Here is a 26,584-nt window from a genome sequence, read left to right as displayed (position 1 = left end):
TTTTCAAAAATTGGTGTACATATAATTTTCAAATACAAAATCTTGTGGTTTTTCTTTCTTTTCACATTTATCCATTGATATGTACTTTACCATAATCAATTTACATAATGTTATCCACAAATTGTTAATAACATGTGGATAACATCTGGATTTGTTGTTTTCATTCTTACATAAATCCATATTTTATCTTATTTTTTGATGTTCACAATTTATTAGGTAACATTTTTATTACTTAACATAACAATACTTTTTCATAATTATTATGTAACTTATTTTCAACCTTTTACAAAACGATTTCCATCCATAATGCAAAATGAGTTTCTTCCTATTATATAGAAAATTTTTATCATATGTCTGTCTGAGGGTAATAAAACTTGAAAAAATGGTCATTTTATTATAAGATATAAATACGTGGTTCTATGCCTATAACTCCATAGATACAACGAATGGACTGAAAGGATTTTCATAAAAATGAAAGAATTGATATTATCAAAATGGGACGAGATTCTCTCCCTTCTTGAGACTGAACATGGATTATCCCATATCGTTATTAATACATGGATAAAACCTTTGAAGTTATATTCTGTCGAAGGAAAAAAATTGTATTTCACAATTGACGAGCAGATGGGAGCAAGGGGCATAGAATTTATCAACAAGAAAATGTACGATATGTTTCTGGTTACTTCTATAAGAGAAGTTCTTCAGGATGATTCTATCGAAGTTGTCATTGATCTTGAAAGTAACCTCAAAAACGATTCAAAAGAAATCGTCACATCTGAGGAATACAACGAGGCAATTACAAAAAGCAATCTTTACCCAAAATATACATTTGAAACATTTGTAGTAGGTGAGAGTAACAAACTCGCCCATGCAACATGTCTGGCTGTCGCAGATTCACCGGGACTGGATAAATTCAATCCACTATTCTTATATGGTGGGGCAGGTCTTGGAAAGACACATCTGATGCAGTCGATTGCACATTATATATTACAACATAATAAGAATATGAAAGTTCTCTACGTTCCATCTAACAAATTCACAAATGAGATCGTAGAAGCAATCAAGAAAAATAAGACAGATGAATTTCGGGAAAAATACAGAACCGTCGATGTATTACTTATCGATGATATTCAATACCTGATTGGTAAAGAGAGTACCCAGCAGGAATTCTTTGATACCTTCAATGCACTTCATGATGAAGGTAAGCAGATCATCCTGTCTTCAGATAAACCACCAAAAGAGATCAAAACTCTGGAAGAACGTTTTCGTTCCAGATTTGAATGGGGTGTACCGATCGATATTCATGCTCCTGATTACGAGACAAGAATGGCGATTCTTAAAAACAAAGTAGAGATGAACGGTTATAAAAATATCAGTGATAACATTCTCGAATATATTGCTAATAATGTTACCTATAATGTAAGAGAACTGGAAGGTGCATTGAACAAGATCAGTGTATATGCCGAACTTGGAAATGTCACAATAACCGAAGATCTTGCAAAGAACATATTAAAAGACATGATATCCAAGGAAACCAATGTAGCTATTACACCTGATCTTATCATTAATACGGTTTCCGAACATTTAAATATAAGTGTAGATGATATCAAATCTTCCAAACGTAGTCAGGATGTTGCAAATGCAAGGCAAATATCCATGTATCTCTGCCGTAAGTTTACAACTAAAGGACTCAAAACAATCGGTGATGTATTTGGAGGAAAAGATCATTCCACTGTATTAAGCAACATAAAGAGAGTAGAGGAAAGAATAGCAAATGATCCTGAATATGCTGAAACCATTGATGTGATCATGAAAAAGCTAAGTCCTCACAGCTGATGTTAATTAAATGTGGATGAATGTATGTAATAGTATTATGAAATGTTAGTATCTGACAATTCATTCAATTCAAACGATTTTTAAATGTTAAAAACCTCCATTAAATTAACATTTAAAAAGAGCCTCATTAACATAGTCACATAATTAGTTTTATTATATTTTATAATGGGTTTTAAGAGTTTCAACAAATCCACACCTACTACTACTATTATTACTACTTTAATTATTAAATATATATATAGAATCAAACCGGGAAAGGAGTTATAAACAAAATGAAGATTTCGTGTATGAAGGGAAAATTGATGCAGGGAATAAGTAATGTATCAAAAGCTGTATCTACAAAAACCACACATCCAATTCTTTCATGTATCTTTATAGAAGCTGAAAATGGAAATATCAAACTTACAGCAAATGACATGGAGATTGGTATTGAATCATATGTTGAAGGAACTGTTATTGAGGAAGGAAAGGTTGCTATCGAAGCAAAACTTTTATCCGATATTGTTCGTAAGTTACCTGACAGCGAGATACATATGGAGACAAATGAAGATTTTAAGACAACTATAAAATGTGAGAAATCATTATTTACAATTGCCGGAAAGTCAGGAGAGGATTTTTCCAGTCTTCCTGTTGTAGAGAAATCTAAATTTATAACTATTTCGCAGTTTACATTGAGAGAAATCATTAACCAGACAATTTTTTCTATTTCAGACAGTGAATACAATAATGTTATGACAGGTGAGTTATTTGAAGTTTCAAATAATCGTCTTCGTGTAGTAGCAATTGATGGTCATAGAATTGCTATTCGTAACGTTGAACTTAAGAATGAAAGTGAAGATGTAAAGGTTATTGTTCCAGGGAAGGCACTCAGTTATATAAGTAAGATTGTAAGTGGTGGAGTAGATGATGATGTAAATATCTACTTTGCAGATAACAATATATTATTTGAATTTGATCGGACAAAGGTTGTATCCCGTCTGGTAGAAGGTGAATTCTTCAGAATCGATAATATGCTAAATGTAGATTATCAGATTAAGTTTACAATCAACAAGAGAGAGTTTCTTGACTGTCTGGATCGTTCTTCTCTTCTGATCAAAGAATCAGATAAGAAGCCTATCAAACTTACGATCGAGGATAATATGTTATATTTGAAGATTGATTCTCTGATAGGTTCCATGAATGAAGAGATTGAGATTCATAAAGAGGGAAACAATATTATCATCGGATTTAATCCAAAGTTTTTAATGGATGCGATCCGTGCAATTGAAGATGATGATATTACAATATATATGAATAATACAAAATCACCTTGCGTAATAAAGGATGAAGAAGAGAGTTATATTTATCTGATTCTTCCAATGGGTATCGGAAGCAGATAATCCGGGATTGGAGATAAGAAAAAATGGAAATAATCAAGCTGAGAGATGAATTTATAAAACTGGGTCAGGCATTAAAGGCAGCCGGTTTTGTAGAGTCAGGAGTAGAAGCAAAAGAGGTTATATCTCAGGGTCTTGTCATCGTAAACGGTGAGATAGAGACCAGAAGAGGAAAAAAACTGTATGATGGAGACGAAGTAGAATTTGATGGAGATAAGATAAGTATCCAGAAATAATTCTATATGTGTGGCTGGTAGATAGTATGTATGTAGAATCACTGAATATTAACAACTATAGAAATTATGATGAATTATTCATCACATTCGATAAGAATACAAATATCTTATATGGTGATAATGCACAGGGAAAGACAAATATATTGGAATCTATCTATATGGCAGCCACAACCAAGTCTCACCGCGGAAGTAAGGATCGGGAAATAATAAAAATAGGCGAAGAAGAGTCACATATACGTCTTTGCATTAAAAAAAGTGATATAAGTCATAGAATAGATATGCATTTGCGTAAAAACAAGAATAAAGGAGTTGCAATAGACGGACTTCCCATCAGACGTACAACAGAACTCTTTGGTTTATTAAATGTGATATTTTTCTCGCCGGAGGATTTATCTATCATAAAAAACGGTCCTTCTGAAAGAAGAAGGTTTCTGGATCTGGAATTATGTCAGTTGAGCAGATTATATTATCAGAACCTTTCATCTTATTCGAAAATATTGAATCAGAGAAATAATCTTTTAAAGCAGATTGTCTATAATAAGAGTCTGATGGATACCTTAGATGTATGGAATATCCAGTTAGTAGATTATGGAAAAAAAGTTATAAAAGAAAGACAAAATTTTATAATGATGTTAAATAATCTGATAGGAGAGATTCATTCGAAGCTTACTTCCGGAAAAGAAAAGCTGGAAATTATCTATGATAAGAATGTAAGTGAAGATGAATTTGAAAAGGTACTGGCAGACAAGGTTCATGTCGATCTGAATTATATGAGTACCCAGACAGGACCTCACAGAGATGATATCATGTTTATGATAAACGGAATCGATGCGAGAAGATTCGGATCGCAGGGACAGCAAAGAACAGTTGCTCTTTCTCTTAAAATAGCGGAGATAAAGCTGGTAAAGAATATTATAAATGATAATCCGATATTGCTTTTGGACGATGTTATGTCAGAGCTTGACAGCAGCAGAAGAGAAGCTTTGTTAGAGGAGATCAAAGATATTCAGACAATTATAACCTGTACGGGTTATGATGATTTTATAAAAGAACAAGTAGTGATCAATAATGTGTATCATGTTATAAACGGAACTGTAAAAAAAATATAAGTTTCGTGTGTTGTGGAATATTAAGGAGGAAAAAAATGTCAAATAATTATGATGCTGAACAGATACAGGTTCTGGAAGGACTTGAGGCTGTCAGAAAAAGACCGGGAATGTACATAGGAAGTACGTCTACAAGAGGATTGCATCATCTTGTTTATGAGATTGTCGATAATTCCGTAGATGAAGCTCTGGCTGGTTATTGTAATCACATAGAAGTTTTTATTAACCCTGATAATTCCATAACGGTTGTTGATAATGGACGTGGTATCCCTGTAGGTATTCAGGAGAAGACCGGAAAGTCTGCATTGGAAGTAGTATTTACCGTTCTTCATGCCGGTGGTAAGTTCGGTGGTGGAGGATATAAAGTATCCGGTGGTCTTCATGGTGTAGGTGCTTCTGTTGTAAATGCTCTTTCCGAATGGTTAGAGGTTGAAGTTACAAGAGATGGTCATGTATATAAGCAGACCTATAAGCGCGGTAATGTTGACAGTACATTACAAATCATTGCGGATGCACCGGAAGATAAATCCGGAACAAAGGTAACATTTCTTCCGGATAAGACGATTTTTGATGACTGGATCTATGATTATGATACTTTAAGAACACGACTTCGTGAGACTGCATTTCTCACAAAAGGTTTAAAAATAACATTGACAGATCTTCGTGTAGATCCGCCAAAGGAACGTCATTTCCATTATGAGGGCGGTATCAAAGAGTTTGTTGAATATATGAACAGACACAGAGAAGCACTCTATGATAAGGTAATCTACTGTGAAGGACTTAAGGACGGTGTGTATGTAGAAGTAGCAATGCAGCATAACGATTCTTACAATGAAATGATACACAGTTATGTAAACAATATTAATACACCGGAGGGTGGTACACATTTAACAGGTTTCAAATCAGCTATTACTAAAATATTCAATGATTATGCCAGAAAGAATAATCTGTTAAAAGAAAAAGAGGATAATCTGTCCGGTGAAGATCTGCGAGAAGGTATGTCTGCAATAGTATCTGTAAAGATCGGTGAACCTCAGTTTGAAGGTCAGACAAAGCAGAAGCTTGGTAATTCAGAAGTAAGACCTGTTGTGGAAAATATCGTAAGTGAACAGCTTACCTACTTCTTAGAGCAAAATCCGAATATAGCAAAAATAATTATAAATAAATCTGTGATGGCACAACGTGCAAGAATTGCAGCAAGAAGAGCCAGAGATGTAGCAAGAAAGGCAAATCTTGCAGATAATATGGCACTTCCCGGAAAACTTGCAGATTGTTCCGATAAAGATCCGAAGAATTGTGAGATATATATCGTAGAGGGAGATTCCGCCGGTGGTTCTGCAAAGAAAGCTAGATCCCGTGCAACACAGGCGATACTTCCACTTCGTGGTAAAATATTAAATGTAGAAAAAGCAAGAATTGACAGAATCCTTGAGAATGCTGAGATTAAAGCAATGATCACAGCATTCGGTACAGGTATTCATGAAAATTTTGATATTGATAAGCTCAGATATAATAAGATCATCATTATGACGGATGCCGATGTAGATGGTGCTCATATCGCAACCCTGCTTCTGACATTCTTCTATCGGTTTATGCCGGATCTGATACGAAAAGGACATGTATATCTGGCACAACCACCACTTTATAAATTGGAAAAGAACAAGAAAATCTGGTATGCCTACAGTGATGATGAACTGAACAGTATTCTGAATGAAGTTGGAAGAGATCAGTCAAACAAGATCCAGAGATATAAAGGTCTTGGAGAAATGGATGCAGAACAGTTATGGGAGACAACCATGGATCCGGAAAAGAGAATTTTATTAAAAGTTGCGATTGATGATGATGATGAATCAGAGATTGATATGACCTTTAATGTACTGATGGGAGATAAAGTAGAACCTAGAAGACAGTTCATAGAGACAAATGCCAAGTTCGTTAAGAACCTTGACATTTAAACGAAAGGGAGAAGAACATGGATGATGATAAGATTTTTGACAAAATAAGTGAAGTCGGACTCAAAAAAACCATGGAGCGGTCTTATATAGATTATGCCATGAGTGTTATTGCAGCACGAGCACTTCCTGATGTAAGAGATGGCTTGAAGCCTGTTCAGAGAAGAATTCTTCACTCAATGATAGAATTGAACAACGGTCCGGATAAGCCACATCGTAAATGTGCCCGTATCGTCGGTGATACCATGGGTAAATATCATCCACATGGAGATAGTTCCATCTATGATGCTCTCGTAAAACTGGCTCAGGACTGGAATACAAGATATCCATTGGTAGATGGTCATGGTAACTTCGGTTCAGAAGATGGTGATGGCGCTGCTGCGATGCGATACACAGAGGCAAGATTATCAAAGATAAGTATGGAAATGTTAGCTGATATCAATAAGGATACAGTAGATTTTGTACCAAACTTTGATGAAACGGAAAAAGAGCCTACGGTACTTCCATCACGTTTTCCAAATCTATTAGTAAATGGAACAACGGGTATCGCAGTTGGTATGGCTACCAATATTCCACCACATAATTTGAAGGAAGTAATCGGTGCAACCGTAAAAATTATTGATAATCGTATAGAAGAAGACAGAGAAACCTCCATTGACGAGATCATGCAGATCATAAAAGGACCTGATTTTCCTATGGGAGCAGAGATCCTCGGACGTCGTGGAATCGAAGAAGCATACAGAACCGGCCGTGGTAAGATCAAGGTTCGTGCCGTTACAGATATCGAAGCAATGCCAAATGGCAAGCATAAGATTGTAGTAACGGAGCTTCCATACATGGTAAATAAAGCTTTACTGATCCAGAAAATCGTAGAGCTGGTAAAGACCAAGCGTGTAGAAGGAATCACGGATGTAAGAGATGAATCCTCCAGAGAAGGTATCCGTGTTGTCATCGAATTAAAGAAAGATACAAATGCAAATGTACTTTTGAATCAGTTATATAAGCATACACAGCTTCAGGATACATTTGGTGTTAATATGCTGGCACTTGTAGATGGTGTTCCAAAGATCTTAAATATTAGCCAGATGCTTGGATATTATCTGAAGCATCAGGAGGATGTAGTAACCAGACGTACAAAGTATGACCTGAATAAGGCAGAGGAACGGGCACATATTTTAAAGGGATTGTTGATCGCACTCGATAATATCGATGAAGTTATCAACATTATCCGTAGTTCTAAGAGTGTACAGGATGCGAAGAATTCATTGATCGAAAGATTCGGACTGACAGAGATTCAGGCACAGGCAATCGTAGATATGAGACTTCGTGCTCTGACAGGTCTGGAACGCGAGAAGTTAGAAGCAGAATATAAAGAACTGATGGATAAGATCAGTTATCTGAAAGCAATTCTTGCAGATGAGAAAAAATTACTCGGAGTTATCAAAGATGAACTTCTTGTTATTTCTCAGAAATATGGTGATGAGAGAAGAACAGCTCTCGGCAGAGATGTCGATGAAGTAACAGACGAGGAACTGATAGAGAGAGAAAATATCGTTATAACCATGACAAAGCTTGGTTATATCAAGCGTATGCCGGAAGATATCTTTAAAGCACAGAACAGAGGTGGAAAAGGTATTCGAGGTATGCAGACGATTGATGAAGATTATATAGAGAGTATGATCGTAACAACGACACATAATTATCTGATGTTCTTTACAAATACCGGTCGTGTATATCGTCTGAAGGGATATGAGATACCGGAAGCAGGAAGAACAGCCAGAGGTGTTGCAATCGTAAACCTTCTTCAGCTTCAGGCAGGTGAGAAGATCACAGCAGTTATTCCGTTAAAGAGCTACGAGGATGGTAAATATCTGTTCATGGCAACCAGAAACGGTATGGTTAAGAAAACAGATATATCAGAATATCAGAATGTCAGAAAGACAGGACTTACAGCTATTGTTCTGCGTGATAATGATGAACTGATCGAAGTGAAAGCAACAAATGGAGAGGATGATATATTCCTGATCACAAAGAAGGGTATGACAATTCGTTTCAATGAAAAGGATGTCAGACAGACAGGAAGAACTTCCATGGGTGTAAAGGGTATTCATCTTGGAAAAGATGATATCGTAATTTCCATGCAGATGAGTTCACAGGGAGAAAAAATCCTGCTTGTTACTGAAAATGGTATGGGTAAGCGGACACTGATTTCAGAATTTAACGCACAGAACCGTGGAGGTAAAGGTGTTAAGTGTTATAAGATCACAGAAAAAACAGGTGATCTTGTAGGAGCGAAGATTGTTACTGATGAAAATGATGTTATGATCATTACCACAGAAGGAATTATTATTCGTACAAGCTGTGATGGAATATCCACACTTGGACGAGTAACTTCCGGTGTAAAGGTTATCAACCTGAACTATGATAATAATGTCAAGGTAGCATCCATGACAGAAGTACAAAAAGAAGAATTCGACGATGAGAGTCCGGAGGGAGAAGGTCCGGAAGAAACGGAAGATACAGAAGTAGCAGAAGAACAGTCATCGAAAGAAGATTCAACAGAAGAATAATATAAAAAATACCGGCTGAATAAAATCAGTCGGTATTTGTAAAGAAGGTAAAAGTTATTTAATTAAATTGGAGGTGGGATATGCCGGCTAAAATGTATTTGGGGTTATGTAATGCTGTAAACAGCATTGTATTTAAAGCTGCAACAACGGAAGCAACGACAGAAGCACAGAATATCATTACAAAGAATGACAGATTAAGTAAGTTTCTGGAATCTTCCAATAATACAGTAGGTATTTCCAGTTATATTATGGATATTCTGTATATATTGATCGTTCTGGTCATTGCAGTGGCGTTTCTGACGCTGCTTGCACATATATACAAATATATGAAACAAAAGAGAGATCCACATTATAAAAGAAATGATGATGATTTCTTAGATAATTAAAAAAGAGGATAAAAGAGATGCGTACGATTAATACAGATGAGATTATTCAGACTGTAAAAAAGATGTGTATAGAGGCAAATCTAAAATTGTCAGAGGATATGGAAAAGGCAGTCAGAAATGCCACAACAGAAGAAGACAGTGTACTTGGCAGACAGATTCTGACCCAGTTATGCGAGAATCTTGATATCGCAGCAAAAGAACAGATACCGATCTGTCAGGATACCGGAATGGCAGTATTTTTTGTAAATATTGGTCAGGATGTTCATGTAGAAGGAATGAATCTGACCGATGCAATCAATGAGGGGGTAAGACAGGGATATACAGAAGGATATCTCCGTAAGTCTGTCGTAAAAGATCCGTTAATCCGTGAGAATACAAAGGATAATACACCGGCTATTATTCATTATGATATTGTTCCGGGTGAGAATATCGAGATCACGATTGCACCAAAGGGATTCGGAAGTGAGAATATGAGCCGTGTGTTCATGTTAAAGCCCGCCGATGGAGAAGAAGGAGTAAAGGCAGCTGTTCTTCAGGCAGTAAAGGATGCAGGTCCAAATGCATGTCCGCCAATGTTTGTAGGTGTCGGTCTGGGTGGAGATTTTGAAATGGCTGCCAAGCTTGCAAAGAAAGCTCTTACCAGAAAAGCCGGAGAACATTCACCATATGAGCATATTGCAAGAATTGAGAGTGAGATTCTGGATGCCGTTAATCATACAGGTATCGGACCAGGCGGTCTGGGCGGTAAGACGACAGCACTTGCAGTCAATATCGAAACTTATGCAACACATATCGCAGGTATGCCGCTTGCAGTCAATATGTGTTGCCATGTAAACAGACATGTAACAAGAATTCTGTAATGAATTTCGAAAGCTGTTATTAATATCAACATATGGCAGAATATGAGTTACAGAAGTAATTTTATAGAAGAATAAAAAGAGAGAGATGTGAAAAATGGATAAGCATATTACAGCACCATTTGATAAGAAACAGGTAGAAGAACTTCATGCAGGAGATTATGTATATATATCAGGTGTGATCTACAGTGCCAGAGATGCAGCACATAAGAGAATGTATGATACATTGATCGAGAATGAAAATGATGAATCAAAGCTTCCAATTCAGTTGGAAGGAAATGTAATCTATTACCTGGGACCAACACCTGCAAGAGAAGGACAGGTCATCGGATCGGCAGGACCAACAACCAGCAGTCGTATGGACAAATACACACCACTCATTCTTTCAAAAGGTTTGAATGGAATGATCGGAAAAGGAAAGAGAAGTCAGGCAGTTATTGATGCCATCGTAGAAAACAAGGCAGTATATTTTGCTGCGGTAGGCGGTGCAGGTGCACTCCTTTCCAAATGTATCAAGAAATCAGAAGTCGTTGCATATGATGATCTGGGAACAGAAGCCATCCGTAAGATGACAGTTGAAAATCTTCCTGTTATTGTTGTAATTGACAGCAAAGGAAATAATCTGTACGAAACAGCGGTTGCAGATTATCTGAAACAGCATGAATAATAATATAGAATAAAGCTGTTTTCGTTCTATTATATCAAAATTGATATATTAAAGAATTATAATAGGGATATTCACAGCTATACATAATTATGTGCATCAGGTTACAATAGCATTGTGATGTTCAAAGCCATTTAAATAGTAAATGTTTAAGAGAGATGCGCTGGGATGTTCCTGGCGCATTTTTTCGATTAAAGAGGAGAGTGATGGATATGGGTAAGAACAAAAAGAAAAAAGAAAGTTATTATGATGCAGACCAATCCGGCAGAAAATTTGGTAAATGGAATTTTATCATGTTGGCAGCAATCATCATAATAGAAGCAGTATTATATTATGTATTAACGCCGACAATCAATTTTCACAGTGTTGAATTCTGGATATGGATGATCGTAACAGTTGTTGCACTTTTTATTTGTACACTGAATTTAAAGGCAGAACAGATAGATGATATGCCTGTATCACCAAAACTGACGAAGATAGTTGGTATTGTGATCGGAATCATGATCCTGGCAGCTATCGTTGGATGGATCGGTTCATCTAAATTATTTTCAGCTTCCAAATATGCCGGTCTGATACAGATCGAAGATGGCGATTTTGAGACTGATATCGTAGAAAGCAAAGAGATCAATGATATCGCGCTGATGGACACAGATACAGCAGTGATCATCGGTGAGCGTGCGATCGGTTCTTTATCTGATGTGGTCAGCCAGTACGAAGTAAGCAGTGACTACAGTACGATCGATTATAATGGAAGTCCGATGAAGGTAGCAGCTCTGGAATATGCCGGATTCATCAAATATATGAATAATAAAAAGAGCGGTATACCGGGATATGTACTCGTCGATCCGGTAAAGAATGAAGCAAAATATGTAAAGCTTGAAAAACCAATGATCTATTCACCTTCTGCATATTTCAATCAGAATCTTTATCGTCATGTGCAGATGGCATATCCGACGGCTATGTTTGAAGGCTTTTATCTGGAATTGGATGATAACGGAAATCCATATTATATCTGTCCGGTACTGACAGCAAATGCAGGCTTGTTCGGTGCAAAGGATGTAAAGGGCATCGTGATCTGTGATCCATGTACCGGTGATACCGAATATCATGAAGTTGGTGACGTACCAAACTGGGTAGATCGTGTCTATGACGGAGATCTGGCATGTAAAAAATATGACTGGTACGGAAAATTATCCGGTGGTTACTGGAACAGCGTATTTGGAAACAAGGGATGTAAAACGACAACAGATGACTATGGTTATAAGGTAATGAACGGAGATGTGTGGGTATATACCGGTGTAACTTCCGTAAATGGAGATGAATCTAATATCGGTTTTGTTATGATCAATCTTCGTACCGGAGAAAGTAAATATTATTCGATTGCAGGTGCAGAAGAACACTCGGCAATGGCATCCGCAGAAGGACAGGTACAGCACCTTGGATATAAAGCATCCTTCCCTTCATTGATAAATATTGGCGGTATTCCTACTTATATTATGGTATTAAAAGATAACGGTGGCCTTGTCAAAATGTATGCACTGGTTGATGTCGAGAAATACAACATCGTAGCAACCGGAAATACACAGAGAGAAACACTGGCATCTTATAATAAACTGCTGGCACAGAATGGACTAAAGACAGGCAAAGATCTGTCCGATGATCTTCCAAACAAGCAGATCACGGTCAAAGACATTCAGTTCATTCAGTTAGAGGATAGTACCTATGTGTATATCACAGATGAAAACAGAAATGTCTACAAGCAGGATTTTGCTGAAAATGAAAGTCTGATCCTCATTCAGCAGGGAGATTCAATCAAGGTATTCTATCAGGAAGGAGAGGATGCAATCAATCAGTTGATCTCGTACGAAAAATGATTTGTTGATCTGTTTAGTAAAAAAATACTGAAAAAACAGAATTGCAATGAATGCGTACAATTATATAAAGTATGTGCAAGGTGTATTTAAAGTTTATGTAAATATATACAATTTGCATAAATAAAATTAGCAGTATTGACTAATCAGACCAAATTGACACGAGGTCAAATATATTGTAAATTATTATTATAGGCTGATTCTTGGCATGAATCAGTTGATGCAAAAGGTTTTAAACAAGAAAAAAGGAGAGTTCTATGGAAAAGAAGAGAGTATTCAGTAAATCACTAATTTTACTGGCAATTACAAGTATTATGCTGTTTGCGATGAGCATTACATCTATGGCAGCAACTGAGACAAATATGAATATTCAGCAGACAGGTTCAAGCAGTAGCAGGGTAGATATTACATGGCAAACATACCTTGGTCAGAATATTCATTATCATGTGGAAATGAGTTATGATGGTGTAAACTGGGCAATGCAGGATTATGCATATAATTCTAATGAAACAATTTATGGCTTGACAGAAGGCTCATCTTATTATGTAAGAATATCAGTATATAATAAAGATTTTCATTCAACAGATAGTAGAAAAGATGGCAATCTTGTAGCTGTATCACAGAAGCAGTTAGTCAGTACAAATCCTTCAGAGGTACAGAACCTGAGACAGACAGGAGCAACAAAGAATTCTATATCTATGGAATGGGATCCAGTAGCAGGTGCATCATATTATCGGATACTCATATGGGAAAACTATGGGTATAAGACAATCGCAACTTCAAATACAAATTCTGCTACAATTAGTGGATTAGATCCTTCCAGTGAGATCAGGTATTATGTGGCAGCTGTAAAAAATGTAAATGGATATGAGGCTGTAGGCGATGAATCAGAATCTTCCTATATGAAGACAGTTCCAAAGAAAGTAACCAGAGTAGCAATAACAGACTTATACGATAATATTAAGGTATGTTATTATGGTTGGACATCTTGCGAGAATGCAGATGGATATCAGTATGAAATTACTAGCTTAAATGGAAAGAAAAAATATTATAAAGCTACAACAACCTCTACAAGTGCTCGTTTAACAACATATCCTGTAGGTGCATTTACAAAGGCAAGAGTAAGAGCATATGTTGAAATTAATGGAAAGAAAACATATGGTCCATGGTCAAATTATGATTATAATGCTTGCAGTAAGGACGTTACAGCAAGAAGAAGTAAAAATGGTAAGAAAATTACGTTGAAGTGGAAAAAGGTAAGTGGGGTATCAGAATATCGAATTTACATTTCAACTAAAGAAAAGAAAGGTTACAAAAAGGTTGCAACTGTAAGTTCCAAGAAATCAAGCTATACAATTACAAAGTATAATAAGAAGAAACTGAAGAAGGGTCAGAAGTATTATGTACAGTTAAGATATGTTGGTAAGAATGGAAAGAAGAAGGTTGTAAGTAACATATATAGTTATGTACGTCTTTAATAAACAAAATTGGTAAGAAGTCATATAAGGCAGATGCAACTTGGTAAACATATACATATATGAGCAAGTATTATTAAAAATATTACTTTAACAATCATAAAAGTATCTGGTAAAATTTAAAACGCCGGAGGAATCATAGTTTTTTGCGATATGGTTTCTCCGGTGTATTTATTTTTCAGGCGAGACATGGTTTTGTGCATAATTAACAAAAATAAAACACCAAATTGACAAAATAAATAAAAACGAGTACTCTGAAATTACAGGGTACATTTTATATAGGTATTTTGTGCATCAAAAAAAATAGAGGAGAGTATTTTATGGGACAAAGGGTAGTAAAAAGATCATTTCTATTGGTTGCAATCATGTCAATCATGTTATTTGCAATGAGTATTACGGCATTTGCAGATGGCGGAGTGACAGGACTTAAGCAGACAGGAGTATCTGCATCAGAAGTAGCAATCTCTTATAACGAGGTAACGAATGCATCCGGATATTTAGTATACTATGCAGGCAGTGATGGTGTATGGCAGCGACCATATGGTCGGACAGAGGTCTCACAGCTAGACAGCAGATCAAATAGTGTAACAATATCAGGTTTGAAAGCAGCAACTGTTTATACAGTAAAAGTTGTTCCCGTATTTATTGTAAATGGTACATATGCAGCAGATGAGAATCAGGCAGGTACATTGCAGGTATTTACATCTCCGAATGCTGTTACAGGTCTGAAACAGACAAAGGCAACAGCGAAGACTGCAACGTTATCATGGAAAAAGGTAAGTGGTGCGAATAAGTATTATATCGTAAACAGTTCGAGAACAAAGATCATTGCAAAGACAACAAAGACTTCTGTTACTATTAAAAAATTAAAGACAGGCTCTGCAAATATATATTATGTGTATGCAGTAAAGGAATTTAATAAAAAGAATGCGATATCACAGGGAAAAGGGCTATATGTCTTTACAACACCCGGAAAACCAACAAAACTGGGGGATTATAAGTTAGGAAATTACATCTGGAAACCAACAGAAAGTAATCAGATAACGATTGGATGGAACAGAAGCAAGAAAGATAAGTATTATTCATCAGGATATCGTTTGGAGATTTATTCTTTAGAGGGCAAGAAGATAAAGGTGTATGATATCAAGAATGGTCATACATTATATAAAAAATTCACCGGTATGAAATCTATCAGAAACAAAGGCTTCAAATGCAGAGTTACCGGTTATGTCAAGTTGAATAAAAAGAAATTCTGTGGAACAAAGTCAGATTGGAAGGTAATCATTCCACAGCCCGGTTTCAAGATGACAAGAACCGGATACCACACAGTAAAACTTAACTGGAACTCTATCAAGAATGCAACAGGTTATACTGTATATGCCTGTAAGGATATGAAGGCAGAGAAGCAGGCGTTCTATAAGGTAAAAGAGGTAGGGGCAGGTACAACTTCCTGTGAAGTAAGCAATCTTACAAGACAGAGATATGTTGGATTTTATGTTATTCCAACTGTAAAAGTAAAAGGAAAGACATATAAGCCGGCTCCAACGTGGACTATATATGGATATTTGAATTAATATGCGTTAATCATTGAATTAAGAACTATAAAAGTCATGGGAATATGTAATTTGTACAGATAACATTTCTTGTGCAGTAAAGGACTTCTATGGGGTAAAATGTATATTTGTAAAGAATGCATTTGAACCTGTAGAAGTTTTTTTTATAAAAAAAGATATTGACTATAAATATAAAATTTGATATTTTTGTAATATAATTTTAACAAAAAGGAAATGATTTAAATGAAAACAAAGAAAATATCAATTATAAGGATGATTATAATGACTGTTATTGCGGTCTGTTTTTTTTGTAATCTGACTATGGTTGCACATGCAGAAAATGATGTAACAGAGATCAAGCAGACGGCTGCCGGCGAGAATACAGTTATGGTAAGCTGGAAAAAGGCAGAAGGTGCGTATGGTTATAATGTATACATATCGACAGATGGTGTTACTTTTGTAAGAACAACAAAGGGAAGCGAATGCGATGTCTATAATGATACAAAGAAAAAAATCAGTAATCTTACAGCAGGAAGTACATATTATGTATCAATAGAGGCAGTATATAAGGACAATGAGGGAAATATCACATCGGGAACGATGTCTGATAAAGTGGAAGTCGTAACAGCTCCAAGTGCATCTAAGATATTCACATCATCTATAAAAGAGACAAAGACATCCCCGAATGCAATCTCTTTTAAATGGGGAAGTGTTCGAGGTGCAAACAGATATATCTTATATGTTAACGATAAAAAGATAGCAACGGTAAAGAAGACCAGTGCAAAGGTAAAAGTAAAGGTAGGTTCTGTGAATACAGTTCGTATCACACCGGTTCGACAATCAACATCCGGATTCCTCGCAAAGGGTGGTCATGCGGAAGCGTACGACCTCTATGCTGCGCCGGGGAAACCATGCAAAGTAGCATCTTTTAAGAGAAATAATTACACATGGTATCCGACTGTCAGCAATAAAGTTATGATCGGATGGAATAAATCTGCCCGTGACAAATATGAACCGTCAGGATATCAGGTTCAGATTTATTCTTTAAAGAATAAAAAACTGAAAACATTTAATACTAAGAAGACAAAAGTAAGATTTGATATCCCTGCGGTGAAGGGAAAGGGATTTAAGGTTCGTGTAAGAAGCTATGTTAAGATCAACAATAAAAAATGCTACGGAAGATGGTCAGACTACAAGGTAGTGATTCCTCAGGCAAAGATCAGTATCCAGAGAACAGACGAGACAACGGTTACCGTAAGGTGGAATAAGGTTACAAATGCAAAGCGTTATTATATTTATGCTTGTAATGACATTAAAGCGGCAAAGCCATTATGGAAAAAAGTAGCTGTTGTTGGTCCAAATACCGGAAAATATGAATATAATAATTGTATCGTAGGAAGATCTACTGCGATTTATGTTATTCCGGAGGTAAAGGTTGGTAAGTCATTATATAAAGCTGCATATGTGTGGTATTTATATATGGATATTAAATAAAAAGTTCTTGACAAACCCAATATCCTTTGATATCATGTACTAGCGTCAAAATTTAATATCCCTGGTGGGAACATTTCATTTAGGCATTTTGCAGAAGTACTCAAGTGGCTGAAGAGGCGCCCCTGCTAAGGGTGTAGGCCGTTTGCGCGGCGCGAGGGTTCAAATCCCTCCTTCTGCGTATTCTATCTGAATTATTAAGTCATCAGTTGAAAGCAGATCGTGAACGGAAGCAGATATTAGAATTTTGACAGTGGTATTCCTCGATAGCTCAATGGTAGAGCACTCGGCTGTTAACCGAGGGGTTGTAGGTTCGAGCCCTACTCGGGGAGCTTAGCGAAAGCTAATTGAATAAATGGCGCGATAGCCAAGTGGTAAGGCCCCGGTCTGCAACACCGTCATCGCCGGTTCAAATCCGGCTCGCGCCTCTTTTAAAGAGATTGGAATGATCCAGTCTCTTTTTTAGTTTGCACAAAGTTCTCCTGGTTTACTTTTATAGGGTGGTTTGATATAATATTTTCGGGAGTTTGTTCATTTTTTTATTTGGTGACTCTTATAGGAGGGTTTATGACGCAAAGAAACAAGGAACAACGAATTAATTACAAATTAGATGAAACCATACAGGTAGATCAAAATGAGATAAAAATATATAATGTGCCTTTTGCGGGAAATTCTAATACATGCAGAGAAGTGTTCGTGAAAGGTGATCGTGTTCTGGAATTCAATATTTCAGGAGATCTGACACTGGATCAGCTTGCACAGAAACCGGTATTCAGGGATGAACTGGTTGAATATCTGTATAGTATCAGCAGACAGCTGGTTTCCATGGTACATAATGGATTGAAGTTAGAAAAAGTTGTATTCGATCTGAAGTATATGTATGTGAGATTGAGTGATTTCAGTATACAATTAATCTATCTTCCGTTTGAAAAGGTAGAACCAATGGAAGGACCGGATGCATTTATCCGTTGTCTGTTAAACAAGATGACGTATGCACACACATCTGCGCTTGAGTGTGCCAATCAGATCATTGATTATCTGAATAGTCAGAAGGAATTCAATGTAATACAATTTAATTTGTTTGTAAAGGAATTACGTTTAAAGAGTCAATTGCTTCTGATAGGTGAGCATGTGTCTTCAGAAAATAAAGAGAAAGCAGCGAATTCAGCGAAGACAGAATCAGCGATTCTGATAGCGGAGGAAGCTGCAAGAAATGCAGATATTGCGAGAATGCAGGCAGAGAGCGAAGCCAAGAGACTGACAGCTTATGCAAAACAGCAGGCAAAGGTTGCAAAAACAGCAGAAGAGATGCGTATGTTGGCAGAAGCTGCAAGAATACAGGCAGAAATCAATCGGCAGAAAGCAGAAAAAGAATATCGGGATCAATCGCAGACAGCAGTTCTGTATGCCTGTCAGGTGCAGGAGCAGTCAGATGATGCTGTAAGAAAAGAATATGAAGAGGCGAAGCTGCGTGCTGAGACAGCAGCTAAGAAAGCGGAGGAAGAATTCAGAAAAGCATCAGCGGAATCTGAACGATTGGCAGAGGAAGTAAGAGCTGCCAGGGAAGAAGAAATGCGTGCAGAAGAAGCAAGGATGCGTGCAGAATATGAAGCAAGAAGAAATTATAAAGAAGCTGAAAAACAGGAGAAGGAAGCCCGACGGAGAAACGAAGAGATTGGAAGACTGTCAGAGACTAGACAGACGAACAGGATTGATCCGGAGGAAGATGAGACAGTTGTTCTTACGAATGTAACAGAGAAAATCGGAAAAATACCGGTACTGATTCGGAAAAAAACCGGTGAACAGATTTATATTAATAAGCAGGCATTTTGTATAGGAAAAGCAGATCAGGGTGTCGATTTTAAGATCACGGATAATAAATCCGTAAGCAGGAGGCATGCTTATATTACAAATATAAATGGTATTTATTATCTTCGAGATAATAATTCCACGAATCATACATATTTGAATGGTGATATGGTCTATAGCAATGTGGAGATCGTTATTCCGGATAACAGTAGTATCCGGCTTTCAAATGAAGAATTTTTATTTAAAATGAATTAGGAGGAGCGGAATATGTTTTGTGACAATTGTGGGTGTGAGATTGCGCCAGAGGTGAAAATCTGTCCTGTCTGTGGAAAGAAAGTAGAGGATATGAATCCGGCAGGTATTACGGATGCCGGTACGATCGAAGATGTTTCTACAACAGCAGACGATAAAGCCGAGACAGCAGATGTGATGAAACAGGCATCAGATATAGAAAAGAATCTATCCGATGCTGCAGATAAAGAAAGTGCAGATGTCATTGATACAGATGATATGGAAGAAGAAGGGACTACTGTTTTAAAAGCAGTTGATCTGGAAAAAGAGACCTCTGTTGATGAAGATGAAGAAGGAACAACGGTTCTGAATTCCGATATGTTAAAGGGACCGGCACCAAATGGAATTCCATCATTCCAGAACAGACCAATGGGAGTGAACAATCAGCCAATGCAGGGACGTCCAATGATGGGACCAAACGGTCAGCCGATGCAGGGACGTCCGGTGATGGGACCAAACGGTCAGCCAATGCAGGGACGTCCGGTGATGGGACCAAACGGTCAGCCGGTGCAGGGACGCCCAATGATGGGACCGAATGGTCAGCCGATGCCGGGACCGAATGGTCAGCCGGTGCCAATGAATGGTGAGGATAAGAAAAAGAACAAGAAGAAGGAAAAGGCTCCAAAGCAGCCAAAGCCACAGAAAGCACCTAAGCCACCGAAAGAGCAGAATGCTTCAAAGGAAAAGAAGGGCAAGGGCGGCAAGATCGCTCTGATCGTTATTCTTATCGTGATCGTTCTTGCAGGCGGTGGAGCTGCAGCAATATTTGTTCCTAAGTTCATGAATTATAATAAAGCTGAGGATGCTTTAAAGAATGGTAAAGTAGATGAGGCAATTGACCTTTATAATAAAGCAAAGCCGATCAAAGATTCTAAGACCAAGGTAAATGGTGGAGCATATTTTGAATACGCAGAGAATCTGTTTGCAGCCGGAAACTTTGTTGAAGCTGCAGATAATTACAGAAAGGCAGCAGGTCTTAACTATGAGGGGGCTGCTCAGAAGGAGAAAGAGAGCTACTTTAGTCAGGCCGAAAAGCTGTATGGTGAGGCAAATTACACAGAAGCAGCAGATTATTATGAGAAAGCAGGAGATGTAAATGGTGCAGCCGATAAGGTAAAAGAATGTTCTTATATGAATGGTTGTGCATTGGAAGGTGAGAAGAAGTACGATGAGGCCATTCAGGCATTTACCGCAGCCGGTGACTATCAGGATGCAGCCGAAAAAATTAAGGAATGTTATTATAATGATGCGGTTGACAAGATGGCAGCAGGCGATTATATTAATGCAAAAGATTTATTTGTAAAGTCAGAATATAATGATTATGCAGATAAAGCAAATGAGTGTCTGTGCTTACTGGCAGAACAGTATGTATCACAGCAGGATTATTCAAAAGCGATCGAGACATATGGTCAGGTCGATTCTTCCTATAAGGACTGTACAGCAGATATAGACGCTGTGCGGATCAAATGGGCAAAGCTTTTGAGTGATGGAAAAGATTATAAGGCAGCAGTAGAGATGTATAGTCAGGTTACGACCAAGGATATGACTAAAAAGATCAACAAAGCAAAGTCTAAATACATCAAGGATCATTTTGACAGTAACGATGAGACTACTATGAATTACATCTGTGATCTTCGTCAGGCAGGTTATGACTCAGCAGATGATGATTATACAGCACTGACAGGCTGGTTTATTGAGTCATTTGTAAATGATGACAAGGAAGATTATAAGAGTAAGAATGATTCAGCTTCATCTGATAAAACGATCTATATCCATACGATGTTTTTAACAGAGAATGATGTAACAATGAACCTGAAAGGTTACGTTGTATATTCAGATGGAACAAAGAGCAATGAAGTTACATTTGGTGAAGTGAAAGACAGATATACAACGTGGATGAGCATTGATTCCTCACAGGCGATCAAGGGAGCAGCTACGTTATACATATATGAGATTGATACAAACCGATTGATAGAGAAGTATGTATTTACTATAGAATAAAGATCGGAAAATAGTACAGATAAAAAGCGGCTGTATTCTGAATTAAGAGTTGCAGACGCTTTTTATGCCGAAGTATGTAGAAAGGAACAGTGGACACATGGAGTCAGTCAGCAAGAGAACAATGTCCAATCAGAATACGGGGAATACAGTACAGCAGATGGAAAGTGAATTTACTCCCGGAGTAGAGATCAAGATCATTGTAGCGGTTATTTTCCTTATGGCGTTCGGTCTGGTCATGATCTTCAGCGCGTCCAGTTATACATCATCTATAAGCAGTGCTACGAATTATGATTCGGCATTTTATTTTAAGAAACAGTTGAAAATGATTATTTTGGGAATGGTGGCTGCCGGAGTGGTAAGCGTGATTCCGTATAAGGCATTTAAGAAGGTCGGACCTTTGATGTATGGTTTATCGATCGTTTTGATCTTTGCTTTAAAAACGCCACTTGGTATAACATCCGGCGGTGCGACCAGATGGTTGAATCTTGGAATAATCCAGTTACAGGTTGCCGATGCTACAAAGGTATGTATGATTATCTTTATGGCATATTATGTCAGCAAATACTGGAAAGAAATGCATAAGTTTCTTAGGATATTTAAGCTGTGGCTGTTTATTGCATTTCAGGCAGGACTGATTCTTGCCATTTCTTCAAACCTGAGTAGCTGTCTGATCTTATTATTGATGGTATTTGTTCTGACCTTTATCGTAGGTAAGAATCCATCCCTGCATATCGGAGTCGGAGTGTTTGGTATTGTCGCTGTGATTATATTGATCATATGGTTGAAGGCAACGATGCCGCTTGAAAGTGAGATGGATAAGTATCCGTATCAGATCCAGCGTTTCTTCGGATGGATCGACCCGGAGCGTTATGCCGGCTCACTTGGTTATCAGCCATTGCAGTCCTTATATGCCATCGGAAGCGGCGGCTTACTTGGAAAGGGGCTTGGAAATGGTACACAGAAGCTGAGTAATATTCCGGAAGCACAGAATGATATGATCTTTGCGATCATCTGTGAGGAGTTGGGATTGGTTGGAGCGATCATTATGTTCCTGATGTTCGGCTATCTGTTGTATCAGATGTTTATTGTTGTAAGAGAATCGAAGAATCTATATGGAAGCGTAGTTGTAATAGGAGTTATGCTTCATATTATCTTTCAGATTATAGTTAATGTATGTGTTGCTGTGAACTTTTTCCCGAATACGGGTGTATCCCTTCCGTTTATCAGTTCGGGTGGTTCGGCGATCCTATGTACCATGATCGAGATCGGTCTGGTGCTTGGCATACGAAGACAGCAATGTAATAGAAAATATTCCAGAATAAATTAATTGAGGAGAGATTATGAGAAAAATAGGAAAAGGCTTAATTCTGACTGCATTATTTGCAGTCTGTACAGTAGGAATGGTCGGGGTAAATCTGAATGCTGCAACTTTGCAGAATAAGGATCAGAAGAGTTATGATATCGAGATCATGACAGATGGACAGATCCCGGGCGCAGACAGTTCGGCGACAGAAGCGCCAACAACAGAAGAACCGACAACGGAAGCTCCAAAGAATGGCTGGGTAAAAGAGCCTGATGGTAGAAAATACTATGTAAACGGTGTTGCAAAGACGGGAAGTCATGTAGCGATCAAGGACAGTAATGGCAAGAAATATTATTATTCTTTCGATAAGAAGGGTAATCTTGTGTATGGTCTTGTGAAGGTAAATGGTAAGCTGTACTATCATTCTTCAAGTGACAAGAAGCATCCGGGTGCAGCTGTTACTGGATGGCAGCAGATAAAAGGTAAGAAGTATTATTTCAGCAAGAAGACCTGTGCAGCTTATACAGGATATAAGAAGATAGGAAATTCCAGATATTTCTTTGACAGCAAGGGAAGGATGCTGACAAAGAAATGGAAGACGGTTGAGAAAAGAAAGTATTACTTTGGCAAGGATGGCAAGGCTGAAACAGGACTTGTGAAGATCAGTGGAAAGAAATATTATTTCAGTAAAAAAGGTGTCCTGCAGAAAAGCAAATTTGTAAAATATAAGGGAAAGAAGTATTACCTTGGAAAGACAGGTAAGGCTGCAGCAGGTGAAGTAAGGAAGGTAAATAGTAGCTACTATTACTTTAATAAATCAGCAAGCATGATAAAGAGTTCCTGGATTAAGACATCGAAGGGCAAGTACTATTTTGGTAAGAGCGGAAAAGCCTATACCGGATCACATAAGATCAATAATAAGGTGTATGTATTCCGTTCAAACGGAACGTTGGTAACACAATCAGGTCTGGTGACGATATCCGGCAAGACTTATTATATGAACAGCAATGGTACAGCACAGACCGGATATAAGAAGATTGGTGATGCATATTACTATTTTGGTAAAGATGGTGTTATGTATAGAAAGAAATGGGCGTATGTCGGTGGATATAAGTTCTATTTCTGTTCTAATGGTAAGCGTGCAGTCGAAGTAGATGATGTCATCGGAGATCAGGATGCTTATGAGATCATCATTAATAAGAAAACCAATGTTGTAACTGTATATGCAAAGGATGGAAAGAATGGATATATTATTCCGGTACGTGCTTTTATATGTTCTACCGGTGTGAGCACACCACTTGGTACATTCCATACACAGAGCCGTTACAGATGGCATGAACTGATGGGACCATGCTGGGGGCAGTGGTGCAGTGGTATCTACGAAGGCTATCTGTTCCATTCGGTATACTACAACGATGTAAATAATAACAATGCACTTAGCGTAAATGCTTATAATAAGCTTGGCACAACATGTTCACATGGATGTGTAAGACTGACAGCAGGAGATGCAAAGTGGATTTATGATCACTGCAGTGTCGGAACAAAGGTAACGATCATTAATGAAAGCGGCAGAGATCCATTTCCAAAGCCAACTGCATATAAGCTTCCATCATGGCATACATGGGATCCGACAGATCCTAATATGCAGTATAAATGTAAACAGAAGGGCTGCCACTAGGGAGGACGATCGTGCACACGATTATTAAAAAACTATTTGCGATATCTTTAATATGTATATGTATGTGTGCCTGTGTGTCCTGCAAAAAGGAGGAGACACAGACGGAAGGAACAACAGAGGCGATAACGAATGGATCGGTAGAAGATTCTTCGGCGTTTATTCCGTTGGGAATGGTCATTGATGTTTCACAAAATGATATGATCAAAGATGTAACTTACGAGATAAAAGACACAGAGATCGCTGTTGTGAATTTTAAATATAATGGACTTCAGTGTCAATTTCGGGGATCGGCAGTTCATAATGAATTTGATCTGGCCGGTGTTCAGAATAATGGTGACGGAAATATGGTTGTAACTTCTGTAGGAAGTTATAATGCGACCTATTATAAGCTGGATCCCGGAAGAGTGGTATTCTGGAGCGATGAAAATATTCATTACAGTCTGTATGTATATGTTACGGCGGAAGATTCTGTGTTAGAGGAGATTTTGTCAAATCTGATATTTGAGAATCATTATACGGAGCGTGCCGATGTAAAGAAAAGTACAGAGGCAGCAGCCGAAGAGTTTGCCGGACAGGTTATAACGATCATTCAGAATAAGGATATGCAGGCCTTATCAGAGATTATGAATTATCCGCAGGAGCTTGGAAGCGGACAGTCGATCGGAAATATAGATGAGCTTATGGCGATTCCGGCAGAAGATATTTTTACAAAGGATATTCTTGAAGCCGTGAATGAAGATTCTCTGGCTAACCTGCGACAGGGCAGAGATGGCGATTCTTATCTTATTGGTTCAAATTATAAAAACATCTATTTTCGAAAAAATGCAGATGGAGATTTTAAAATTGTAAAAATAAATAATTAAGAATAGAAAGCAGCCCATTTAGCTGCCCGTAATGCATAGACTGCCCCTGCAATAATATGTGCGAGGATTTCGTTGTGAGATGCATATTGCCGGTAAATACGAGCGCCCGTTCGAGCTCAAAGAGCGAGTTGACGCAAGAATATTTAAAAATCAGGCATATGAAGCGAACAGAAACCGCAGTAAGTTATTGCAGGGGCAGTCTATGCATTACGGGCAGCTAAATGGGCTGCTTTTTATGTGAAAAAAATATGGCGAAAATCTTGTAGAATTCTGTAGGAATAATGCCTACGATATGAATTGTAGAGATGGGAAGATAAATGTAGAATTATTTTGTGTAATGGACAGGCTGGGTCTGACTGTCCGAAAATAAAGCAGGAGGGTACATATAAATGGGAAATAAATATCTGATAAAGGAAGCGGCAAAGCTGGTTGATGTGGAGCCTCATGTATTAAGGTATTGGGAAGAGGAACTTGATATGCGGATCAAGCGGAATGATATGGGACATCGATATTATGATGAGCAGGATATCCGCATTTTAAAGAAGATAAAGGAATTGAAGGATCGCGGAATTCAGCTTAAGGCAATACATGAACTGGTGCAGAAAATGTATGATATTTTGGAAAATGGTGTTCCGGCAGAGGATGCATCCAAAGAGGTAGAGGCAGATTTTACCTCGGAGTTAGTGAATACGGTAACACAGATCGGTGAAGATGTGGATGACGATCAGGCAAGGATCGTGGATTTCAAGCTGGTTCAGTTCCAGTCCGTGATGTCAAAGATCGTTGGAAATTCCATAAAGGAGAATATTAAGCCAATCAGTCAGGCAGTGACAGCGGAGACAACCGAGCAGATAGCAAAGCAGATGGATGTCATTATGAGAGAACAGGACGAGCGGGCTGAGGAGCGGTACCGAAGACTGGATACCGTGATCCGGGAAATGCAGCAGACCAGACGGGAGATTGCGGCAGCAGAAACTACCGGAAAAAAGAAAAAACATTTCTTTGGCAAGAAAAATAAGTAACAATGTATGCAGATCCATCTATCATTCGTTTTCTTTATAAAAACTTCATATAAGAGGCTGCAAAAGCATGATATAATGAGCGTAAGCCGAGCAATGCAGAATAAAAAGTACATAGACCGAATGTAAGCTTGCTTACAATGAGGTCTATGTAGTTTTTATTCTATAGTGCGAAGCACGGACATCGAGTAATCAGAAAGATTACGAGATGAGCATTGCGAAGGAAAAGACATCGAGTAATCAGAAA

The 26,584-nt window shown here is 37.8% G+C and carries 19 protein-coding genes and 3 tRNA genes; all 22 read left to right on the top strand.

What is annotated here, in order from left to right:
• Window positions 1-471 precede the first annotated feature (471 nt).
• The 22 genes from dnaA to DWW43_RS10820 all read left to right on the top strand — a co-directional run bounded on the left by dnaA (window position 472) and on the right by DWW43_RS10820 (window position 26,340).
• The gene (dnaA, locus tag DWW43_RS10925; RefSeq protein WP_008401673.1) at window positions 472-1,836 is read left to right on the top strand and encodes a chromosomal replication initiator protein DnaA; all 1,365 of its coding nucleotides are present in this window, start codon (window positions 472-474) and stop codon (window positions 1,834-1,836) included.
• 272 nt (window positions 1,837-2,108) lie between these two features.
• Window positions 2,109-3,215 carry a DNA polymerase III subunit beta gene (gene dnaN / locus DWW43_RS10920; RefSeq protein ID WP_044945529.1) on the top strand — a complete coding sequence of 369 codons (1,107 nt, stop codon included), beginning with the start codon at window positions 2,109-2,111 and terminating at the stop codon, window positions 3,213-3,215.
• Between the two features lie 23 nt (window positions 3,216-3,238).
• Window positions 3,239-3,448, top strand: coding sequence for an RNA-binding S4 domain-containing protein (locus DWW43_RS10915; protein WP_008401671.1), 210 nt, complete (start codon window positions 3,239-3,241; stop codon window positions 3,446-3,448).
• A 26-nt stretch (window positions 3,449-3,474) separates the two neighbouring features.
• A complete protein-coding gene (gene recF / locus DWW43_RS10910; protein ID WP_008401670.1) occupies window positions 3,475-4,557 on the top strand; it encodes a DNA replication/repair protein RecF in 1,083 nt (360 codons plus the stop codon).
• Window positions 4,558-4,592: 35 nt separating this feature from the next.
• Window positions 4,593-6,509 (top strand): DNA topoisomerase (ATP-hydrolyzing) subunit B, encoded by a 1,917-nt coding sequence (gene gyrB, locus DWW43_RS10905; protein ID WP_008401669.1) that lies wholly within the window; start codon window positions 4,593-4,595, stop codon window positions 6,507-6,509.
• A gap of 17 nt (window positions 6,510-6,526) precedes the next feature.
• Window positions 6,527-9,076, top strand: coding sequence for a DNA gyrase subunit A (gene gyrA / locus DWW43_RS10900; RefSeq protein WP_119963574.1), 2,550 nt, complete (start codon window positions 6,527-6,529; stop codon window positions 9,074-9,076).
• Between the two features lie 80 nt (window positions 9,077-9,156).
• A complete protein-coding gene (locus DWW43_RS10895; RefSeq protein WP_119963573.1) occupies window positions 9,157-9,462 on the top strand; it encodes a hypothetical protein in 306 nt (101 codons plus the stop codon).
• Window positions 9,463-9,479: 17 nt separating this feature from the next.
• Complete coding sequence (locus tag DWW43_RS10890) at window positions 9,480-10,322, top strand: fumarate hydratase (RefSeq protein WP_119963572.1); 843 nt, start codon at window positions 9,480-9,482, stop codon at window positions 10,320-10,322.
• 94 nt (window positions 10,323-10,416) lie between these two features.
• The gene (locus DWW43_RS10885) at window positions 10,417-10,986 is read left to right on the top strand and encodes a Fe-S-containing hydro-lyase (RefSeq protein WP_119963571.1); all 570 of its coding nucleotides are present in this window, start codon (window positions 10,417-10,419) and stop codon (window positions 10,984-10,986) included.
• A gap of 209 nt (window positions 10,987-11,195) precedes the next feature.
• Window positions 11,196-12,857 (top strand): hypothetical protein, encoded by a 1,662-nt coding sequence (locus DWW43_RS10880; protein WP_119963570.1) that lies wholly within the window; start codon window positions 11,196-11,198, stop codon window positions 12,855-12,857.
• A 254-nt stretch (window positions 12,858-13,111) separates the two neighbouring features.
• A complete protein-coding gene (locus DWW43_RS10875; protein WP_119963569.1) occupies window positions 13,112-14,332 on the top strand; it encodes a fibronectin type III domain-containing protein in 1,221 nt (406 codons plus the stop codon).
• A gap of 317 nt (window positions 14,333-14,649) precedes the next feature.
• Entirely contained in the window at window positions 14,650-15,903 is a 1,254-nt protein-coding gene (locus DWW43_RS10870) for a fibronectin type III domain-containing protein (RefSeq protein ID WP_119963568.1), read from the top strand.
• A 222-nt stretch (window positions 15,904-16,125) separates the two neighbouring features.
• On the top strand, window positions 16,126-17,376 hold the full coding sequence (locus DWW43_RS10865; RefSeq protein ID WP_119963567.1) for a fibronectin type III domain-containing protein: 1,251 nt from the start codon (window positions 16,126-16,128) through the stop codon (window positions 17,374-17,376).
• A 90-nt stretch (window positions 17,377-17,466) separates the two neighbouring features.
• Window positions 17,467-17,554, top strand: a tRNA-Ser gene (locus tag DWW43_RS10860).
• 79 nt (window positions 17,555-17,633) lie between these two features.
• Window positions 17,634-17,705, top strand: a tRNA-Asn gene (locus DWW43_RS10855).
• Between the two features lie 25 nt (window positions 17,706-17,730).
• Window positions 17,731-17,801 (top strand) — tRNA-Cys (locus DWW43_RS10850).
• A 139-nt stretch (window positions 17,802-17,940) separates the two neighbouring features.
• Window positions 17,941-19,437: an FHA domain-containing protein gene (locus tag DWW43_RS10845; RefSeq protein WP_119963566.1), complete on the top strand. Its 1,497-nt coding sequence runs from the start codon at window positions 17,941-17,943 to the stop codon at window positions 19,435-19,437.
• A 12-nt stretch (window positions 19,438-19,449) separates the two neighbouring features.
• Window positions 19,450-21,474 (top strand): DUF4366 domain-containing protein, encoded by a 2,025-nt coding sequence (locus DWW43_RS10840; protein WP_119963565.1) that lies wholly within the window; start codon window positions 19,450-19,452, stop codon window positions 21,472-21,474.
• 64 nt (window positions 21,475-21,538) lie between these two features.
• Entirely contained in the window at window positions 21,539-22,801 is a 1,263-nt protein-coding gene (locus tag DWW43_RS10835; protein WP_008399747.1) for an FtsW/RodA/SpoVE family cell cycle protein, read from the top strand.
• A 13-nt stretch (window positions 22,802-22,814) separates the two neighbouring features.
• Window positions 22,815-24,455, top strand: coding sequence for a L,D-transpeptidase (locus DWW43_RS10830; protein WP_119963564.1), 1,641 nt, complete (start codon window positions 22,815-22,817; stop codon window positions 24,453-24,455).
• An 11-nt stretch (window positions 24,456-24,466) separates the two neighbouring features.
• Entirely contained in the window at window positions 24,467-25,318 is an 852-nt protein-coding gene (locus DWW43_RS10825; RefSeq protein WP_049941069.1) for a hypothetical protein, read from the top strand.
• A 389-nt stretch (window positions 25,319-25,707) separates the two neighbouring features.
• Window positions 25,708-26,340, top strand: coding sequence for a helix-turn-helix domain-containing protein (locus DWW43_RS10820; protein ID WP_008399750.1), 633 nt, complete (start codon window positions 25,708-25,710; stop codon window positions 26,338-26,340).
• The last annotated feature ends 244 nt before the right edge of the window (window positions 26,341-26,584 follow it).

The sequence above is a fragment of the Clostridium sp. AF15-41 genome (assembly GCF_003604095.1).
Classification (GTDB): domain Bacteria; phylum Bacillota; class Clostridia; order Lachnospirales; family Lachnospiraceae; genus Coprococcus.
This window is presented reverse-complemented; position numbering and strand designations above follow the sequence as displayed.

What these genes read in the sequence shown, in the direction of transcription:
- DWW43_RS10875 (WP_119963569.1), top strand. Translation starts at nt 13,112, where the DNA reads ATGGAAAAGAAGAGAGTATTCAGTAAATCACTAATTTTACTGGCAATT.
- dnaA (WP_008401673.1), top strand. Translation starts at nt 472, where the DNA reads ATGAAAGAATTGATATTATCAAAATGGGACGAGATTCTCTCCCTTCTT.
- DWW43_RS10880 (WP_119963570.1), top strand. Translation starts at nt 11,196, where the DNA reads ATGGGTAAGAACAAAAAGAAAAAAGAAAGTTATTATGATGCAGACCAA.
- DWW43_RS10915 (WP_008401671.1), top strand. Translation starts at nt 3,239, where the DNA reads ATGGAAATAATCAAGCTGAGAGATGAATTTATAAAACTGGGTCAGGCA.
- gyrB (WP_008401669.1), top strand. Translation starts at nt 4,593, where the DNA reads ATGTCAAATAATTATGATGCTGAACAGATACAGGTTCTGGAAGGACTT.
- recF (WP_008401670.1), top strand. Translation starts at nt 3,475, where the DNA reads ATGTATGTAGAATCACTGAATATTAACAACTATAGAAATTATGATGAA.
- DWW43_RS10890 (WP_119963572.1), top strand. Translation starts at nt 9,480, where the DNA reads ATGCGTACGATTAATACAGATGAGATTATTCAGACTGTAAAAAAGATG.
- gyrA (WP_119963574.1), top strand. Translation starts at nt 6,527, where the DNA reads ATGGATGATGATAAGATTTTTGACAAAATAAGTGAAGTCGGACTCAAA.
- DWW43_RS10845 (WP_119963566.1), top strand. Translation starts at nt 17,941, where the DNA reads ATGACGCAAAGAAACAAGGAACAACGAATTAATTACAAATTAGATGAA.
- DWW43_RS10830 (WP_119963564.1), top strand. Translation starts at nt 22,815, where the DNA reads ATGAGAAAAATAGGAAAAGGCTTAATTCTGACTGCATTATTTGCAGTC.
- dnaN (WP_044945529.1), top strand. Translation starts at nt 2,109, where the DNA reads ATGAAGATTTCGTGTATGAAGGGAAAATTGATGCAGGGAATAAGTAAT.
- DWW43_RS10870 (WP_119963568.1), top strand. Translation starts at nt 14,650, where the DNA reads ATGGGACAAAGGGTAGTAAAAAGATCATTTCTATTGGTTGCAATCATG.
- DWW43_RS10840 (WP_119963565.1), top strand. Translation starts at nt 19,450, where the DNA reads ATGTTTTGTGACAATTGTGGGTGTGAGATTGCGCCAGAGGTGAAAATC.
- DWW43_RS10835 (WP_008399747.1), top strand. Translation starts at nt 21,539, where the DNA reads ATGCCGAAGTATGTAGAAAGGAACAGTGGACACATGGAGTCAGTCAGC.
- DWW43_RS10820 (WP_008399750.1), top strand. Translation starts at nt 25,708, where the DNA reads ATGGGAAATAAATATCTGATAAAGGAAGCGGCAAAGCTGGTTGATGTG.
- DWW43_RS10865 (WP_119963567.1), top strand. Translation starts at nt 16,126, where the DNA reads ATGAAAACAAAGAAAATATCAATTATAAGGATGATTATAATGACTGTT.
- DWW43_RS10885 (WP_119963571.1), top strand. Translation starts at nt 10,417, where the DNA reads ATGGATAAGCATATTACAGCACCATTTGATAAGAAACAGGTAGAAGAA.
- DWW43_RS10895 (WP_119963573.1), top strand. Translation starts at nt 9,157, where the DNA reads ATGCCGGCTAAAATGTATTTGGGGTTATGTAATGCTGTAAACAGCATT.